Raw genomic sequence first — 15,400 nt, 5'->3', positions numbered from 1 at the left:
ATGGCCCGCAAAGGACACCGCCCCAGCAAGGCTTCACCGCAGCGTCCACGCTTCTGGGGCCGGCATGCCGCCTTTGCCGCGCTCGACAATCCCGAGCGGGTGATCCGCAAGATCTGGTGCACGCATGAAATGGGCGCGCAACTGGTGCTGCCCGAGGGGGTGCCGGTGGTCTATGCCGAGGTCGCCGATCTGGCGCGGCTGGTCCCGGCCGATGCGCCGCACCAGGGCATCGTGATCGAGGCCGATCCGCTGGAGGATATCTGGCTGGCCGACCTGATCGAACAGGGGCGCGACGACGACCGGCCGATCCTGTTGCTCGATCAGGTGACCGACCCGCATAATGTCGGCGCGATCCTGCGGTCGGCGGCGGCGTTCGACGCGCTGGGCATCGTCACGCAGGACCGCCATGCCCCACCCGAATCAGGCACGGTCGCGCGATCGGCATCGGGGGCGCTGGAAAGCGTGCCGTGGGTGCGGGTGGTGAACCTGTCGCGGGCGCTGGTCGAACTGGGCGAGGCCGGATACTGGCGCGTCGGGCTGACCGGCAAGACCGATACGGCGCTGGCTCAGGCGCTGGGGCCGAAGCGGGTCGCGCTGGTGCTGGGGGCCGAGGGCGAGGGCATGCGGCAGAATACCGAGGCGCATTGCGACATCCTCGCCAAGCTGCCGATTTCGGACCGGGTGGAAAGTCTGAACGTGTCGAACGCGGCGGCGATCGCGTTGTATGCGGTGGCGATGGCGAAGGGAGACTGACGAAGCAGCGAAGCTGGTTCGCAGCCCTCCCAAGCCCGGCCGGCGGGGCAAAGCTCCCGACCGACGCCATGGGCTTTGCCCATGGCGGGTTGTTGTTTGGGGAGCCGGGTTCTCGACGGACGCTTCTCGACTTCGCTCGAAGCTGCTCGAACTGAACGGGGGGTGCTCCCCTACTCCCTACCCCCCAACGACCCCGTTTGGTTCGAGTAGGGATCGAGCATCGTCGAGAGCCCGTATCGAGAACGGGGTTCCGCATACGCAGCCCGACATGGGCGAAGCCCATGTCGTCGGTCGGGCCGATCGCCCGCCGACCGGGCGGGGCATGGTGCGACCGGGGCTATCGCTGTGCTGCGTCTCTAATCTTCATCTGCAATGGTCACGGTGAGGCCCTCCAGCCCCGCCTCGAACCTCACCTGACACGACAACCGCGACGTATCGCGCCGGTCATCGACCGCATCCAACAGATCGTCCTCATCCTCGCCCATCGGCGGCAAGCGGTCGATGAATGCCGGGTCGACATAGACATGACAGGTCGCGCACGAACAGCCGCCGCCGCACAGCGCCAGCAGTTCGTCGAAGCCGTTGATCTTCAGCACTTCCATGACCGACAGCCCGGCCTCGCCGTCCACGGTTCGTTCTTCCCCGGCGCGGGTGACGACGGTAAGCTTGGGCATCGTTCGTTCTCCTGTCGCCGCCCCATGCCGGGACGGTCGATGCTTTTCAAGGACCGGTCATGGGGCTTTCCGCCGAACAATTGCGCAGCTCACTCGACGCACTGGCACGGATCGAGCCGGCGTTCGCCGCGGCGCTGGCCCATGCCGGCTATCCCGAACCGCGCATCCGCGACCGGGGCTATGCGACGCTGCTGCGGACCATCGTCGGGCAGCAGGTCAGCTACAAGGCGGCGGATGCGGTGTGGGCGAAGCTGGAGGCGGTGCTGGTCGACGCTACCGATCCGGCGCGCATCGCAGCGACCAGCGACGAAGACCTGCGCGCCGCCGGGCTGTCGCGGCAGAAGACCGGCTATGCCCGCAGTCTTGCCGAGGAAGTGCTGAGCGGGCGGCTCGACCTCGCGCAACTGCCCGCCGACGACGAGGAGGCGATCGCGCAGCTGGTGCGGATCAAGGGGATTGGGCGGTGGTCGGCCGAAATCTATCTGCTGTTCGCCGAGGGGCGGACCGATGTCTGGCCGGCGGGCGATCTGGCGGTGCAGGTCGAGATCGGACGGATATTGGGCCTGCCCGAACGGCCGAGCGAAAAGGCGATCCGCGAACTGGCGGAGAAATGGCGGCCGCATCGCAGCGCCGCGACGGTGTTCGCGTGGCACCATTATATGTATGATCCGGCCACGCAGACGGCGAAGAACAGCGCGATTTAGGGCGCGCCGGGCAAGGTGCAGCAAGCTGCACCGCGCCGCCCGAGGCGCGCCCGGCCGGCGGCGCGAAAAGCGCCGTCCGACGACACGGGCTTTGCCCGTGGCGGGCCTCCCAAAACCGCGGATTTCCACCAAAGGTCACAAAAGTCACACTTGCGGACGTTTCGCCCAAAGTGTGTCGGTCAGGCATCGAAGATAGGACTGTCAAAGAACGGCGGCGACCATGGCAGGTCGGGCGACTGTAGGACAGCGCCCCGCGCCGGTCACGGCGTCGCGACGACCATCACGGTCAGCACCGCCGGTTCACTGCCGGCGATCTGCAGCAGGTGGCGGCCGGGCTGGAGGTCGAAATCGACCATCTTGCGGATCGTCGAGCAGGCCGGGCCATGGCCGTGCGCGACGGAAGCCACCGCCATCGTCCCGCGCAGCACATCGATCCATGCCCCCGCCCCGAGCGCGACACGGTAGCGCCCTGCCCTGGTCACGGTGAAGGCAAGGACGCCGCCATGGGTGCCGGGTTTTCCGGGCTTCGCCGGCGGTGCCGCGTAGGAGAGCCGCGACGCCGGGAGCAACGTCGCGGCAACCGCCGTGCCGATCGTCAGCGCGGCCGGCCGGGCCGCATCGGCGCTGGCGCTGACAGGTACCGGACGCCGCCAGCCGTCCATGCCGGCGGGCAGCGCCACCGGGGTCGCCGGGCAGTCCGTTGCAGGCGCCGCCTGTGGCGTGGCGAGCAGGAGTAGAGTGGCAAGCAACATGGTCGTCCCCTGAACCAACGCGGTTTTCGTAGGATAGCGACCTTCGGCAAGATCGCCCCCCGTTCCGACCAGCCTATATCGGTCGTGCTGTCGGGTCTATCATCGACCTGCAACAGCCGACCCGGCACCTGCTGGCAAGGAAATCCGGCCGGAAACTCGGTCGGGGTGCAGAACGGTCGCTCCGGAACAGGTCCAGGATGACGCGGACCATGGCAGTGGTTCGCTACCTTCGCGGCATCGGTCGGGTGCCGTAGCGCGGCGGTTGTCGGGTAGACTGCAAATCTACCGCCCCACCCACCAATCGGCATAGGGCGTGTTCTCCACCTTGCGCCGGTTATAGTCGGGTGCGCCATCGTCCCACCAGACCGGGCCACGCTCGCCCAACGCCACCTTCGCCGCATCGACCGCCCTGCGCGCCGTCGCCACCGCCGTGTCGTCGCCCGCGCGTTTGCCGGCCCCCACCGCTCGCCGCGCGTCCATCAGGTCGTGGACCAGCCGGTCCCGTTCCGCCTCAGGCAGATCCGGCCGGGTCGCGCGCCACACCACGCCGTCGACCACGATATAGCGGCCATCGGACGTGCGGGGCGGGTCGGTCATGCCGGTTCGATCAGTCGCCGGGCCTGTGCGCGGGCTTCGTCGGTGATTTCCGCACCCGAGAGCATCCGCGCGATTTCCTCGCGGCGTTCGTCGCTCGACAGCGGACGGACGCCGGTGCGAGTGACGACGCCGTCATGCGCCTTGGCGATCAGCAGATGGCGGTCGCCGCGCGCCGCGACCTGCGGGCTGTGGGTGACGACCAGCAACTGCGTCGCACGCGACAGGCGGTGGAGCCGGTCACCGATCGCCGAGGCGACCGCGCCGCCGACGCCACGGTCGATTTCGTCGAAGATCATCGTCGCCGCCCCGCCCTTTTCGGCCAAAGCGACCTTCAACGCGAGGATGAAGCGCGACAATTCGCCGCCGCTCGCGATCTTGGCGAGCGGAGCGAAGGGCGCGCCGGGGTTGGTCGAGATTTCGAATTCCACCCGGTCGCGGCCCGACGACGACCATTGCCCTTCGTCGAGATCGGCGACGACGGTACGAAACCGCGCGGCGTCGAGTTTCAGCGGGGCGAGTTCGCCGGCCACCGCTGCGTCGAGTCGCGTCGCCGCTTCGGCACGGGCGGCGTGAACGCGATCGGCCTGCGCCAGATAGGCCGCGCGTGCACTCGCAACCGCCGCCTCCAGCTTGCCGATGCCGGCCTCACCCGATTCGAGCAGCGCCAGCCGCGCGGCGAGGTCGTCGGCGAGCGTGGCGAGGTCGTCGGGCTGGACCCGGTGCTTGCGCGCCATCGCCCGCAGCGCGAACAGCCGCGCCTCGTCCTCCTCCAGCGCGCCGGCATCGAACGCCAGCGCGTCGGTCGCGTCGCGCAGCGCGGTTTCGGCGGCTTCGGCCTCGGCCAGCGCACGATCGACGGCGGCGAGCGATTCGGTCAGCGCCGGATGCGCTTCGGATATGCGTTCGAGCGCGCGCGCCGCCTGTCGCAGCACCGACAGCGCGCCATTCGGACCGTCGAGCCGTTCCTCGACCTGGGCCAGGTCGCCGGCGACCTTTTCGGCGCGCTGCATCGACCGGCGGCGTTCGGCGAGCGCCTCCTCCTCGCCCGTTTCGGGGGCGAGCGCGGTCAGTTCGCCGACGGCATGTTCGAGCCAGTCGCGGTCACGCTGCGCCACCTCGATCTCCGCCAGCGCGACGCAGCGCGCCGCCTCGGCATCGCGCCAGTCGCGATAGGTGCGGGTCAGTGGCGCGGTATCGATCCGGCCGAATCCGTCGAGCAGCGCGCGGTGGCCGCGCGGGTTGAGCAGGCCGCGGTCGTCGTGCTGGCCGTGAATCTCGACCAGATGCGGGGCGAGATCGCGCAGCAATCCGGCGGATGCGGGCTGATCATTGACGAAGCCGCGGCTGCCGCCATCGGCCTTGACGATGCGGCGGATGATGAGCGGTTCGCCGGGTTCGAGGTCGAGGCCGTTATCGTCGAACAGCCGCGCGACCGGGCCGTCCTGTGCCGGGGCGGCGAAGATCGCGGTCACCGCCGCCTGTTTCGCACCATGCCGGACCAGCGCGGTATCGCCGCGCGCGCCGAGCGCGAGGCCGAGCGCGTCGAGCAGGATCGATTTGCCCGCGCCGGTTTCCCCGGTCAGCACGCCGAGGCCGCCGACGAAGTCGAGGTCGAGTGCCTCGATCAGCACCACGTCACGAATGGAAAGCGCCGTCAGCATCGCGCCCTCCTTACCCGTGGAACAGCCGGAGAACAAACCCCTTCGTGAGGGTCGGTGCGGGTTTGGGGTCGGTGATAGGGGGACCGCCAAAATTATCTCGTCACCCCGGACGTGATCGATACCATTGCGAAAGTCCCGACCCCTCCCCCTGTCGTACCCCCGCGTCGGCGGTCGTCCAGGGTTTCAAACGCAAGCCGTTGTTCTGCTTGGCTCTGGCCCCCCGCCTGCGCGGGGGTACGGTTAGCTTGCGGCTATGATTACGACTTTCGCAGAGGTTTCGACTTGATCCGGGGTCCCGCTTATCCAGCAGTCGAAACAGCAGCGGGACCCCGGGGCAAGCCCGGGGTGCCGATCGCGTGCGGCTTCCCGAATGCCGCGAATCGCCCGGTCAGTTGCGCGGGGTGCCGGCCGGTCCGCCGGGGCTGCCCCCCGATGCGCCGGTGGTCGGGCCGGTCAGCGATCCGGTGACTGGCCCCGGCGTGGTAGCGGGCGGAGCCGGCGGGTTGATCTTCGCGTCCGGCGTATCCTCGGCCGGCTCGACGGTCACGGTGCCGACCGGCGGCGGGGCCGGGTCGGCATATTTGACCGGGATCGGCTTGGGCGGCGGCGGCGTCCGGTCGTTGATGAGGTCGTAGGCCCGCTTGTACCAGTCGGTGCCTGGATAGTTGGCACCGAGCACGGCGGCCGACTTCTTCGCCTCACCCGGCACGCCGAGCGCCAGATAGGTTTCGGTCAGGCGCATCAGCGCCTCGGGCGCGTGGGTCGTCGTCTGATACTGATCGACGACCGCGCGGAAGCGCATCGATGCGCCGAGCCACTGGCCGCGCTGCTGATAGAAGCGACCGATCTCCATCTCCTTGCCCGCAAGGTGATCGCGAACGAGGTCGAGCTTCAGCCGGGCATCGGCGGCATAGGCAGTATTGGGGTAGCGGCGCGACAATTCGCCCAGCGCGTCCATCGCCTGCATCGTGATCTTCTGATCGCGGGTCACGTCGCTGATCTGTTCGTAATAGGACAGCGCGATCAGATAATAGGCATAGGGCGCATCACGGTTGCCGGGATGGACCGACAGGAAACGCTGCGCGCCGGCGATCGACTTCGTATAGTCGCCTTCGAGATAATAGCTGAACGCCCCCATCAGCTGCGCACGGCGCGCCCAGATCGAATAGGGGTGCTGGCGCTCCACCTCGTCGAACAGGGCCGCCGCCACCTTATACTGCTGGCGGTCGAGCCGGCCCTTCGCAGCGGTGTACAGCGTGCCCACGTCGCGGGCGACATAGGGCAGGTCGCGGCCGGCACCGGCGCCGCCACGGGCACAGGCGGAAAGGCCGACGCCGGCGAAAGCGACGAGGATGAGCGCGGATGCGCGGGACGATACGGTACGCATGGGCGACGCTTCTACTGCGCAAGGGGTAGCGCGAACAGTCCCTTTCGCGCGTTGGCCGGGGGTAGCGTAACCCCGGCGTTTCGCGCATGGGGTGCGCGACTCTTTCAACGCTGATCCGGAGCGTGTTCATGCCCGTTACCAAGCTCGAAATGCACCGCGTCGAAAAGCCGTGGGGCCGCCACCACCTCGGCTTCGGTTTCGCAGACCAGCCGGCGGACCGCGATCCGGTCGGCGAAATCTGGTACAAGACGCCGGGCGACGACACCCCCGACCTGCTGGTCAAATATCTGTTTACGTCGGAAAAACTGTCGGTGCAGGTCCATCCCGACGACAAGCAGGCCCAGGCCCGCGGGCTGCCGCGCGGCAAGGACGAATGCTGGACGCTACTCGCGGCGCAAGCCGATTCGACGATCGCGCTGGGTACGCTCGAACCGATGACCGCCGAACAGCTGCGCGATGCGGCGCTGGACGGGTCGATCGAGCAGAAGCTGGACTGGAAGCCGGTACAGGCCGGCGATTTCTTTTACGCGAAGTCGGGCACGGTCCATGCGATCGGCGCGGGCATCACGCTGATCGAGATCCAGCAGAATTCGGAAACGACCTATCGGCTGTACGATTATGGCCGTCCGCGCGAACTGCATCTGGAAGACGGGGTCGCGGTGTCCGACGCGCGGCCGTTCGTGGCACCGGCCGCGCCGGGCAAGATCGCCGAGGATCGCAGCATCCTGGTCGACGGGCCGAAATTCGTGCTGGAACGCTGGACCGGTGGTGCGCGCACGGTGACGGTGCCGGCCGGGGTCAAGGGCTGGTTCGTGCCGGTAACGGGCAAGGGCAGCGCCGACGGCGTCGCATGGGCGGCGGGCGACTGCCTGACGTTCGAGGGACAAGTTACCGTCAACGCCGACGAAGATTCCGACCTGCTCTTCGCCTATCCGGGCGAACAGTATAGCTGACCCGAAAGTGAACGGAACGTAGTTTTACGTTCACGCAACTTGGACACGGGGTACGCCGTTCTGTTTTCCGTCCTCACGGAGTGGAGAAATAAGATGCGTACCCCGATCCTGGCCGCGCTGGTCGCGGCGATTGCGCTGCCGACCATCGCCGCCGCCCCGGCCATGGCACAGACGCCGCGTCAGGAATATCGCGACGACATTCGCGATGCGCGACGCGACTACCGCCGCGATGTCCGCCGGGCCGACGACCGTCGCGACGTGCGCCGGGCCGACAACGACTATCGCCGCGACGTGCGCGAGGCGCGCCGCGACCTGCGGCAGAACCAGCGCGACTGGCGCGGCTATCGCAACTATGACTACAACCGGTTCGAACCGGGCCGGAACCGCTATTTCGCCGACCGCTATTATCGCGACGGCCAATATTACCGGACCCGCGCGCTGAGCCGCAACGACCGCATCTATCGCGGGCAGGACAATCGCTATTATTGCCGGCGCAGCGACGGCACGACCGGCCTGATCATCGGTGGTCTGGGCGGCGGCGTGCTCGGCAACGTCATCGCCGGCGGCGATTCGCGGCTGCTCGGCACGCTGATCGGTGGTGGTGCGGGTGCGCTGCTCGGCCGGTCGGTCGATCACGGGCAGGTGGTCTGCCGCTGATCCGCTGAACGACTAGCGGGTGGCCGGGGCGGTGGATTGCCGCCCCGGCCGACGCCCGCCGACGACATAGACGGCGAGCCCGGCCCAGATCAGGCCGAAACAGGCCAGACGCGTCGGGGTCAACGTCTCGCCGAACACGACGATCGCCAGCAGGAATTGCAGCGACGGCGCGATGAACTGCAACATGCCCATCGTCGCCAGCCGCAGGCGGCGCGCGGCGGCGGCGAACAGCAGCAGCGGGGCGGTGGTGACCGCGCCGGCCAGCACGAGCTTCGCCGCCATGCCCGCCCCCTGTTCGAACGCCGTCGGCTGTTTACTGCCGAGCCACAGCAGATAGCCGAGCGCGACGGGGGCCAGCAGGGTGGTTTCGACCATCAGTCCTTCGAGCGCACCGACCGACACCGTCTTGCGGATCAGGCCGTACAGCGCGAAGCTGATCGCCAGACTGAGGCTGATGCCCAGCGCGATCCAAGACGATCCAAACGCGAACAGCGCCACCCCCGCCCCGGCCAGCGCGACGGCGACCCCCTGCGTGCGATTCATCCGTTCGCCCAGCAGGACGACGCCGAGCAGGACGCTGAGCAACGGGTTGAGGAAATAGGCGAGGCTGGCCGCGAGTACCTGTCCGTGCAGGACCGCCCAGACATACACCAGCCAGTTGATCGCGATGAACGCGGCACTGGCGATCAGGTAGGCGAGTGCCTTGCGATCGGCGAATGCGGCGCGCAACTGCGGTCCGCGACGCACGGCGAGGACGATGCCCGCGACCAGCAGCGCCGACCAAAGCACGCGCTGTGCGACGATCTCACCCGCATCGATCGGTCCCAACAGCCGGAAATACAGGGGCAGCAACCCCCATAGCACATAGGCGCCGACGCCGAACGCCAGCCCCTGCCGGTCCGCCCCGTCGTTCACCGGATCAGATCAGCCCGCCGGTGAGGAACAGGCGCAGGCCGCTGACGATCAGGATGATGAGGTTCAGGTTGCGGCCCGACGTCTTCGACGACAACAGCCCGACGACGAAGCCGACCAGCGCGATCGGGAACACGATCCAATTCATCAGTGAGATGAAGGGGATCAGCGCCGGGATCGCCAGCACGAGCGCGACGAGGCCGATCAGGATCGAGAACAGGTTCAGCATGACACAGGACATGGCCCACCACCCGGCGCGGAGCAATGGCAGCAATGGTTTTTTACAGTAGGATGGATTTCTTAACGCGCGCCCCCCACGGTCGCGGCCGACTGTCCCCGTGGAGCCACCCGTCGATGATTCGTGCCCTGCCCTTCACGTTGCTGTTGCTGCTGGGCGGATGCGGCGGCGCGGATGCGCCGGGCAACGATCTCGACACGCTGGATGCGCAACTAGCGCAGGCCAATACGACCGATCCGGCGGTGACGGCAGCGTTGCAGGACCAGATCATGGTCGATCCGACGCTGACCGCCCAAGCCAATGGCGATGCGGTGCGCCCGCCCGACCGGCCGTACAGCGCCGCCGCGCCCGCGCCGACCGTCGCCGCGGGCAGCGCCGCGCCGGAGGAATCGTTGCGATCCGCACCGGCACCGGGGGCGTGTCCGTCGTGCAAGGGCGGGCGCGAGGCGTTGACGCTGGGCGAACTGGCCAGCGTCCAGCGCAGCGGCAACCGGCAATGCGCGAGCAAGGTCGGCTATTCGGCCGGCTGGGCCAACCGCCTGCCCGCCGCCTTCGCGCTGCACCCCGATGCCCGCGTCACCGAAGCGGCGGGGACCGATGCCGATGGCTGCCGCCTGCGGGTGGTCAGCTTCACGATCGCGCAGCCGGTCGGGCGGATGGTCGACTGGATGTATACGCGGGCGACGAAGGGCGGATATTCGGCGCAGCATCAGGCCGATGGCGACCAGCATGTGCTGGGCGGCACACGTGGCAACGCCGCCTATGCGGTGTTCCTGTCGCCCGAGGGACAGGGCACGTCGGTCGACCTGATCGTCGACGGCGGCTGATCTTTACGGGCGGTGGCCGGCTCCCTATTTCGTTGCGGAGGGGAAACATATGTTGATCGTCAGCGCCGTCCTGATCGCCTGTATCGCTATCCTGCGGCTGTGGCCGGACCTGCCGATGGCGCAGGCGCTGGCGGCGTTGCTGGTCGTGCCGGTGGCGCGGCGGATGGCGCGGCTGACGCCGGGGCATTGGCTGTTGTTCGCGATCGTGTCGGCGGCGGCGGGCGCGGTGCTGTGGATGGGCGGCGACATGATCGTCGTGTCGGCCATGGGCGCGCCCGAACTGGCCGGCGTGATCGCGATGATCGATGTCGCGGCGTATCTGGATGCAGTGTTGGCGGCGCTTGCGGTGGCGAGCGCGGTGCGCGGGACGGCGGTGCGGCTATGGGTCGGGCGGTTGCTGCCGCGGCCGCGCAGCCGGCGGACGCGGCGGGTGCGGGTGGCGCGCAAGGCGGCGAATGATGACGACCCGGCGGGGGTCTGGCTGGCGGCGTAAGCTCCCCTCCCTGAAAAGGGAGGGGGTGGGGGTGGGTCGGCCTGCGAGGGAAAGTAAGCGTGCCACAACGGGCCTACCCACCCCCGGCCCCTCCCTTTTCAGGGAGGGGAGTTTGCAGGCACCGGCCCGTTCGCTCCGGCGTCCAGCAGCGAATCGCCGCCCAGCGTCCGGTACAGCGTCACCCGGTTGGTCGCCGCGACCAGCTGCGTGGCGACCAGACGGCGCTGTGCGGTGTAATAGGATCGCTGCGCGTCGAGGCTGGTCAGGAAGGTGTCGATGCCGCCGCGATACCGTGCCTCGGTCAGGCGGAACGTGTCCTGCGCCGCGAGCAGGTTGGCGCGATCGGCGCGGGTCTGTTCGGCGATCGTCCCCTGCCGGGCGAGCGCGTCGGATACGTCGCGGAATGCCGACTGGATCGTGCGTTCATAGGTGGCGAGCAGCGCGTCGCGCTGGGCCTGGCTGAATTCGACGCCCGCGCGACCGGCCCCGGCACGGAAGATCGGATAGCTGAGCGAGGGCGCGACCGAATAGTTGAACGCGCCGCCGGTGAAGAGCGTGCGCAGCGCATCGCTGGCGAAACCGACCAGCCCGGTCAGCGACAGGCGCGGAAACAGCGCCGCACGCGCCGCACCGATATCGGCATTGGCGGCGAGCAGTTCATATTCGGCCTGCACCACGTCGGGTCGGCGCAGCAATATCCCCGAATCGATACCCGCCGGCAGGTCGGCGATGGTCGGCAACACGATGTCGATCGACGCCGGCAGCAACGCCGGATCGACCGGAGCCCCGACCAGCAATTGCAGCGCGTTGACGTCCTGCGCCACTTGCGTGCGCTGTTCGGCAAGGTCGCTTTGCGCGGTGGCGAGGATCTGTTCGGCCTGTCGCAGGTCGGTGCGCGGAGCGACGCCGCCCTGTAGCCGGGCGCTGGTCAGGGTAACGCTGCGCCGGGCGCTGGCCGCCGTCGCCTCGGCAATGGTCATCAGGCTGCGGTCGGCACCATAGGCGGCCCATGCCTCGGCAATGTCGCCGACCAGCGTCAGGCGGGTGGCGCGTGCGCCGGCTTCGGTCGCGAAATAGCGATTCTGTTCGGCTTGCGTCAGCGACCGGATGCGGCCGAACAGGTCGATTTCGAACGCGGTCGCGCCGAGATCGAGCGAGAAGGCGCTCGGTGACCGGCCACTGGTGACGATCGTCCCGCCGGTACCGGTGCCGCCGGTGCCCGTCCCCGTCCCGCCGGTCCCGGGAATGGTCGTCATGGTCGCACCGTCGCCGGTGCCGCGATAGCTGTAGCGGGCGGAGCCATCGAGTTGCGGGAACAGGTCGGCGCGCTGAATGCGATATTGGGCGCGCGCCGCCCGGATATTGGCCGCGGCGATGCGAAGGTCGCGGTTGTTGACCAGCGCCTGCTCGACCAGCGTGCGCAGGCGCGGGTCGGTGAACACCTGTTCGAAGGTCAGCGCGGGCAGCGTCGCCTCGCGCTGCTTCAAATAGGCATCGCCGACCGGCCATGACGGCGGCACCACCGCCTGCGGCCGTTCATAGGCCGGGGTCATCGAACAACCCGCCAGCAACAGCGCCGGCAGCGCGAGCGTCAGCCGCTTCATGCCGGCACCTCCTTGCGGCCACGCAGCTTGGCGAGGCCGTCGCGCACCCCGCGCCGGACCAGCACGAAGAATAGCGGGATGTAGAAGATCGCCAGCACCGTCGCGGTGAACATGCCGCCGATCACCGCCGTGCCGATGGCGATGCGGCTGTTCGCCCCCGCCCCGGTCGAGATCGCGAGCGGCAACACGCCGAAGATGAAGGCCAGCGAGGTCATCAGGATCGGGCGCAGGCGGATGCGCGCCGCCTCCAGCGCGGCATCGATGACCCGCGCGCCCTTCTTTTCCGCCTGTTCGGCGAATTCGATCATCAGGATCGCGTTCTTGGCGGCAAGGCCCATCGTCGTCAGCAACCCGATCTGGAGATAGACGTCGTTCTCCAACCCGCGCAGCGTCACGAACGCGATCGCGCCGATCAGGCCGAGCGGGATGACCAGCAGCACCGCGATCGGGATCGACCAGCTTTCGTACAGCGCGGCAAGGCACAGGAACACGACGAGGATCGACAGGCCGTAGAGGATCGGTGCCTGTCCCGACGACAGCCGTTCCTGAAACGACAGCCCGGCCCATGCGACGCTGGTGCCCGGTATTTGCCCTGCGAGTTCGGCGATGCGGTCCATCGCCTCGCCCGAACTGACGCCCGACGCCGCCTGCCCCTGAAATTCGAACGAGGGCAGGCCCTGAAAGCGCGACAGCGTGGTCGGCGCGACGGTCCAGCCGGTGCGCGAAAAGGACGAGAAGGGCACCATCTGCCCGTTGCTGCCGCGCACGAACCATTGCGACAGGTCGCCGGGTTCGCTGCGATAGGGCGCGTCGCCCTGCACGAACACACGCTTCACCCGGCCGCGATCGATGAAGTCGTTGACGTAGCGCCCGCCCCATGCGGTCGACAGCGTATTGTTGACGTCGCCCTGCGTCAGCCCCAGCGTCGACAGCCGCTGCTGATCGAGATCGACGTTCAGCGTGGCGATGTCGGGCAGTTCGGACAGGCGCACGCCGGTCAGCATCGGATCGGCGCTGGCGGCGGCGAGCAGCTTGTCGCGCGCGGCGGCGAAATCGGCCGCGCTCATCCCGCTGGCGTTCTGCAACTCCATGGTGAAGCCGTTCGCCTGCCCCAGCCCGCGCACGGCGGGGGGCAGCAGCGCGAAGACCTGCGCATCGCGGAAATTGCGGAACGCGGACGAGGCGCGGTCGATGATCGCATCGGCGCCGTTGTCCTTGCCCTTGCGATCGGCCCAGTCGGTGAAGTTGATGAACCCCTGTCCGGTATTCTGCCCGGAAGCCCCGCCACCGCCGCCACCCGCGACGGTCAGCAGCGTGCGGACATTGTCCTTTTCATAGGTCATCAGATATTTCTCGACCGCGCGCTGCACCTCTTCGGTGCGGCCGCGCGTCGATCCGGCGGGCAGCTGGAAGCGGATCGTTGCCGCGCCCTGATCCTCGGTCGGCAGGAAGCTGGTCGGCAGGCGGACGAACAGCAGCGCGAGGATCGCCAGCACCGCCGCGTAGAGCAACAGATACAGCCATTTTCGGTCGATGACGTGAATGACGCCGCGTTCGTATTTCGCGACGCCCCGGTCGAAGCGGCTGTTGAACCCGCCCCGCAGCCGTTCGCCGACATGCGCGACGCGCGGGAATTTACGCTCGAGCCAGCCGCCCTCAAAGCTGCCGTCCTCGCCGCGCTTCTTCTGCTTGAGCAGCGTCGCGGTGAGCGCGGGCGACAGGATCAGCGCGACCAGCACCGACAGGATCATGGCGGCGACGATCGTCACCGAAAACTGGCGATAGATGACCCCGGTCGACCCGCCGAAGAACGCCATCGGCAGGAACACCGCCGACAGGACGATGCCGATCGCGATCAGCGCGACCTGAATCTCCTCCATCGACTGGATCGTCGCGTCGCGCGGCGAGAGGTCGGGATTTTCTTCCATCAACCGCTCGACATTCTCGACAACGACGATCGCGTCGTCGACCAGTAGGCCGATGGCGAGGACGAGGCCGAACAGCGTCAACGTGTTGATCGAGAAGCCGAAGAGATAGAAGACGCCGAACGTGCCGAGCAGCACCACCGGCACCGCGATCGTCGGGATCAGCGTCGCGCGCCAGCTTTGCAGGAACACGAACATGACGATGACGACGAGGATCACCGCCTCGACCAGCGTCTTGACCACTTCCTCGATCGACAGTTTGATGAAGGCGGTGGTGTCGTTGGCATAGGCATAGGTCAGGCCGGCGGGGAATTTGGCCGATTGCCGTTCGACCTCGGCCTTGACCAGCTCGGCGGTTTCCAGCGCGTCGGCACCGGGCGCGAGGCTGATGGCGAGGCCCGCGCCGGGATGGGCGTTGACGCGGCTCAATGCCGAATAATTTTCCTGCCCCAGTTCGACGCGCGCGACGTCGGACAGCCGCACGGTCGACCCGTCGGGCAGGGTCTTCAGGATGATCGCCCTGAACTGCGCCGGGGTTTGCAGCCGCGACTGCGCGGTGACGGTCGCGTTCAGCTGCTGTTCGGGGCCGGACGGCTGCCCGCCCAGTTCACCGGCGGCGACTTCGGTATTCTGGTTCTGGATCGCGGTGATGACGTCGCCGGGCATCAGCGAGAAGGACGCGAGCCGCGCCGGATCGAGCCAGATGCGCATCGCATATTGCGACCCGAACACGTTGGTTTCGCCGACGCCGTTGATCCGTGCCAGCGGCTCGACGAGGTTCGCTTCCATATAATCCGACACGTCGCCATTGGTACGCTGGTCGGTTTCGTCGAAGATGCCGACGATCATCAGGAAGTCGGGGTTCGATTTGGTGACGCGGATACCCTGTTGCTGGACCTGTTGCGGCAGCCGCGACAGCGCCTGCTGCACCTGATTCTGGACCTGCACCTGCGCGATGTCGGGGTCGACGCCCTTGTCGAAGGTCGCGCTGATCGTCACCTGCCCGCGCGAGGAACTTTGCGAGCTGAAATACAGCAGGCCGTCGATGCCGGTCAGCTGCTGTTCGATGATCTGGGTGACGGAATTCTGGATCGTCTCGGCATTGGCGCCGGGATAGGTCGCGCGGATATTGACCTGTGGCGGGGCGACGTCGGGATATTGCGCGATCGGCAGCGACAGGATCGCGCCCAGCCCGGCCAGCATGGTGATGATCGCGATCACCCATGCGAAGATTGGGCGGTCAATAAAGATGCGGGACATGCG

Annotated in this window: 15 protein-coding genes; 6 read left to right on the top strand and 9 right to left on the bottom strand. The window is 67.9% G+C overall.

Annotation, left to right across the window (positions count from 1 at the left end):
* On the top strand, window positions 1-753 hold the full coding sequence (gene rlmB / locus ASE50_RS09630) for a 23S rRNA (guanosine(2251)-2'-O)-methyltransferase RlmB (RefSeq protein WP_056399170.1): 753 nt from the start codon (window positions 1-3) through the stop codon (window positions 751-753).
* A gap of 356 nt (window positions 754-1,109) precedes the next feature.
* Here rlmB and ASE50_RS09625 read toward each other — a convergent pair whose 3' ends face one another.
* Complete coding sequence (locus ASE50_RS09625) at window positions 1,110-1,427, bottom strand: 2Fe-2S iron-sulfur cluster-binding protein (protein WP_056399167.1); 318 nt, start codon at window positions 1,425-1,427, stop codon at window positions 1,110-1,112.
* A 59-nt stretch (window positions 1,428-1,486) separates the two neighbouring features.
* Here ASE50_RS09625 and ASE50_RS09620 point away from each other — a divergent pair, with 59 nt between their 5' ends.
* A complete protein-coding gene (locus ASE50_RS09620) occupies window positions 1,487-2,131 on the top strand; it encodes a DNA-3-methyladenine glycosylase family protein (RefSeq protein WP_056399162.1) in 645 nt (214 codons plus the stop codon).
* A gap of 260 nt (window positions 2,132-2,391) precedes the next feature.
* On the opposite strand, the gene ASE50_RS09615 is transcribed toward ASE50_RS09620, so the two are convergent.
* The 4 genes from ASE50_RS09615 to ASE50_RS09600 all read right to left on the bottom strand — a co-directional run bounded on the left by ASE50_RS09615 (window position 2,392) and on the right by ASE50_RS09600 (window position 6,528).
* Window positions 2,392-2,883, bottom strand: a complete 492-nt coding sequence (locus tag ASE50_RS09615; protein WP_056399561.1) for a hypothetical protein — start codon at window positions 2,881-2,883, stop codon at window positions 2,392-2,394.
* 282 nt (window positions 2,884-3,165) lie between these two features.
* Window positions 3,166-3,480 (bottom strand): hypothetical protein, encoded by a 315-nt coding sequence (locus tag ASE50_RS09610; RefSeq protein WP_056399159.1) that lies wholly within the window; start codon window positions 3,478-3,480, stop codon window positions 3,166-3,168.
* Window positions 3,477-5,141, bottom strand: coding sequence for a DNA repair protein RecN (gene recN, locus ASE50_RS09605; RefSeq protein ID WP_056399152.1), 1,665 nt, complete (start codon window positions 5,139-5,141; stop codon window positions 3,477-3,479). The genes ASE50_RS09610 and recN overlap by 4 nt, the downstream gene beginning before the upstream one ends.
* Before the next feature lie 388 nt (window positions 5,142-5,529).
* The gene (locus ASE50_RS09600; RefSeq protein ID WP_082438937.1) at window positions 5,530-6,528 is read right to left on the bottom strand and encodes an outer membrane protein assembly factor BamD; all 999 of its coding nucleotides are present in this window, start codon (window positions 6,526-6,528) and stop codon (window positions 5,530-5,532) included.
* A gap of 128 nt (window positions 6,529-6,656) precedes the next feature.
* Here ASE50_RS09600 and ASE50_RS09595 point away from each other — a divergent pair, with 128 nt between their 5' ends.
* Window positions 6,657-7,481 (top strand): class I mannose-6-phosphate isomerase, encoded by an 825-nt coding sequence (locus tag ASE50_RS09595; RefSeq protein WP_056399553.1) that lies wholly within the window; start codon window positions 6,657-6,659, stop codon window positions 7,479-7,481.
* 93 nt (window positions 7,482-7,574) lie between these two features.
* Entirely contained in the window at window positions 7,575-8,138 is a 564-nt protein-coding gene (locus ASE50_RS09590; RefSeq protein ID WP_056399149.1) for a glycine zipper 2TM domain-containing protein, read from the top strand.
* A gap of 12 nt (window positions 8,139-8,150) precedes the next feature.
* On the opposite strand, the gene rarD is transcribed toward ASE50_RS09590, so the two are convergent.
* Window positions 8,151-9,053, bottom strand: coding sequence for an EamA family transporter RarD (rarD, locus tag ASE50_RS09585; protein WP_056399147.1), 903 nt, complete (start codon window positions 9,051-9,053; stop codon window positions 8,151-8,153).
* A gap of 4 nt (window positions 9,054-9,057) precedes the next feature.
* Window positions 9,058-9,279, bottom strand: coding sequence for a hypothetical protein (locus tag ASE50_RS09580; RefSeq protein ID WP_056003495.1), 222 nt, complete (start codon window positions 9,277-9,279; stop codon window positions 9,058-9,060).
* Between the two features lie 125 nt (window positions 9,280-9,404).
* Here ASE50_RS09580 and ASE50_RS09575 point away from each other — a divergent pair, with 125 nt between their 5' ends.
* The gene (locus tag ASE50_RS09575; RefSeq protein ID WP_056399144.1) at window positions 9,405-10,115 is read left to right on the top strand and encodes a hypothetical protein; all 711 of its coding nucleotides are present in this window, start codon (window positions 9,405-9,407) and stop codon (window positions 10,113-10,115) included.
* 49 nt (window positions 10,116-10,164) lie between these two features.
* Complete coding sequence (locus tag ASE50_RS09570; protein ID WP_056399141.1) at window positions 10,165-10,608, top strand: hypothetical protein; 444 nt, start codon at window positions 10,165-10,167, stop codon at window positions 10,606-10,608.
* A gap of 98 nt (window positions 10,609-10,706) precedes the next feature.
* Here ASE50_RS09570 and ASE50_RS09565 read toward each other — a convergent pair whose 3' ends face one another.
* On the bottom strand, window positions 10,707-12,212 hold the full coding sequence (locus ASE50_RS09565) for an efflux transporter outer membrane subunit (RefSeq protein ID WP_056399138.1): 1,506 nt from the start codon (window positions 12,210-12,212) through the stop codon (window positions 10,707-10,709).
* Window positions 12,209-15,397, bottom strand: a complete 3,189-nt coding sequence (locus ASE50_RS09560; RefSeq protein WP_056399134.1) for an efflux RND transporter permease subunit — start codon at window positions 15,395-15,397, stop codon at window positions 12,209-12,211. Before ASE50_RS09560 ends, ASE50_RS09565 begins: the two co-directional genes overlap by 4 nt.
* Between the last annotated feature and the right edge of the window lie 3 nt (window positions 15,398-15,400).

The organism is Sphingomonas sp. Leaf5, assembly GCF_001421155.1.
Classification (GTDB): domain Bacteria; phylum Pseudomonadota; class Alphaproteobacteria; order Sphingomonadales; family Sphingomonadaceae; genus Sphingomonas.
Note: the sequence above shows the minus strand (reverse complement) of the source record. Positions and strands in the feature narration are given on the sequence as shown.

What these genes read in the sequence shown, in the direction of transcription:
- rlmB (WP_056399170.1), top strand. Translation starts at nt 1, where the DNA reads ATGGCCCGCAAAGGACACCGCCCCAGCAAGGCTTCACCGCAGCGTCCA.
- ASE50_RS09625 (WP_056399167.1), bottom strand. Translation starts at nt 1,427, where the DNA reads ATGCCCAAGCTTACCGTCGTCACCCGCGCCGGGGAAGAACGAACCGTG.
- ASE50_RS09620 (WP_056399162.1), top strand. Translation starts at nt 1,487, where the DNA reads ATGGGGCTTTCCGCCGAACAATTGCGCAGCTCACTCGACGCACTGGCA.
- ASE50_RS09615 (WP_056399561.1), bottom strand. Translation starts at nt 2,883, where the DNA reads ATGTTGCTTGCCACTCTACTCCTGCTCGCCACGCCACAGGCGGCGCCT.
- ASE50_RS09610 (WP_056399159.1), bottom strand. Translation starts at nt 3,480, where the DNA reads ATGACCGACCCGCCCCGCACGTCCGATGGCCGCTATATCGTGGTCGAC.
- recN (WP_056399152.1), bottom strand. Translation starts at nt 5,141, where the DNA reads ATGCTGACGGCGCTTTCCATTCGTGACGTGGTGCTGATCGAGGCACTC.
- ASE50_RS09600 (WP_082438937.1), bottom strand. Translation starts at nt 6,528, where the DNA reads ATGCGTACCGTATCGTCCCGCGCATCCGCGCTCATCCTCGTCGCTTTC.
- ASE50_RS09595 (WP_056399553.1), top strand. Translation starts at nt 6,657, where the DNA reads ATGCCCGTTACCAAGCTCGAAATGCACCGCGTCGAAAAGCCGTGGGGC.
- ASE50_RS09590 (WP_056399149.1), top strand. Translation starts at nt 7,575, where the DNA reads ATGCGTACCCCGATCCTGGCCGCGCTGGTCGCGGCGATTGCGCTGCCG.
- ASE50_RS09580 (WP_056003495.1), bottom strand. Translation starts at nt 9,279, where the DNA reads ATGCTGAACCTGTTCTCGATCCTGATCGGCCTCGTCGCGCTCGTGCTG.
- ASE50_RS09575 (WP_056399144.1), top strand. Translation starts at nt 9,405, where the DNA reads ATGATTCGTGCCCTGCCCTTCACGTTGCTGTTGCTGCTGGGCGGATGC.
- ASE50_RS09570 (WP_056399141.1), top strand. Translation starts at nt 10,165, where the DNA reads ATGTTGATCGTCAGCGCCGTCCTGATCGCCTGTATCGCTATCCTGCGG.
- ASE50_RS09565 (WP_056399138.1), bottom strand. Translation starts at nt 12,212, where the DNA reads ATGAAGCGGCTGACGCTCGCGCTGCCGGCGCTGTTGCTGGCGGGTTGT.
- ASE50_RS09560 (WP_056399134.1), bottom strand. Translation starts at nt 15,397, where the DNA reads ATGTCCCGCATCTTTATTGACCGCCCAATCTTCGCATGGGTGATCGCG.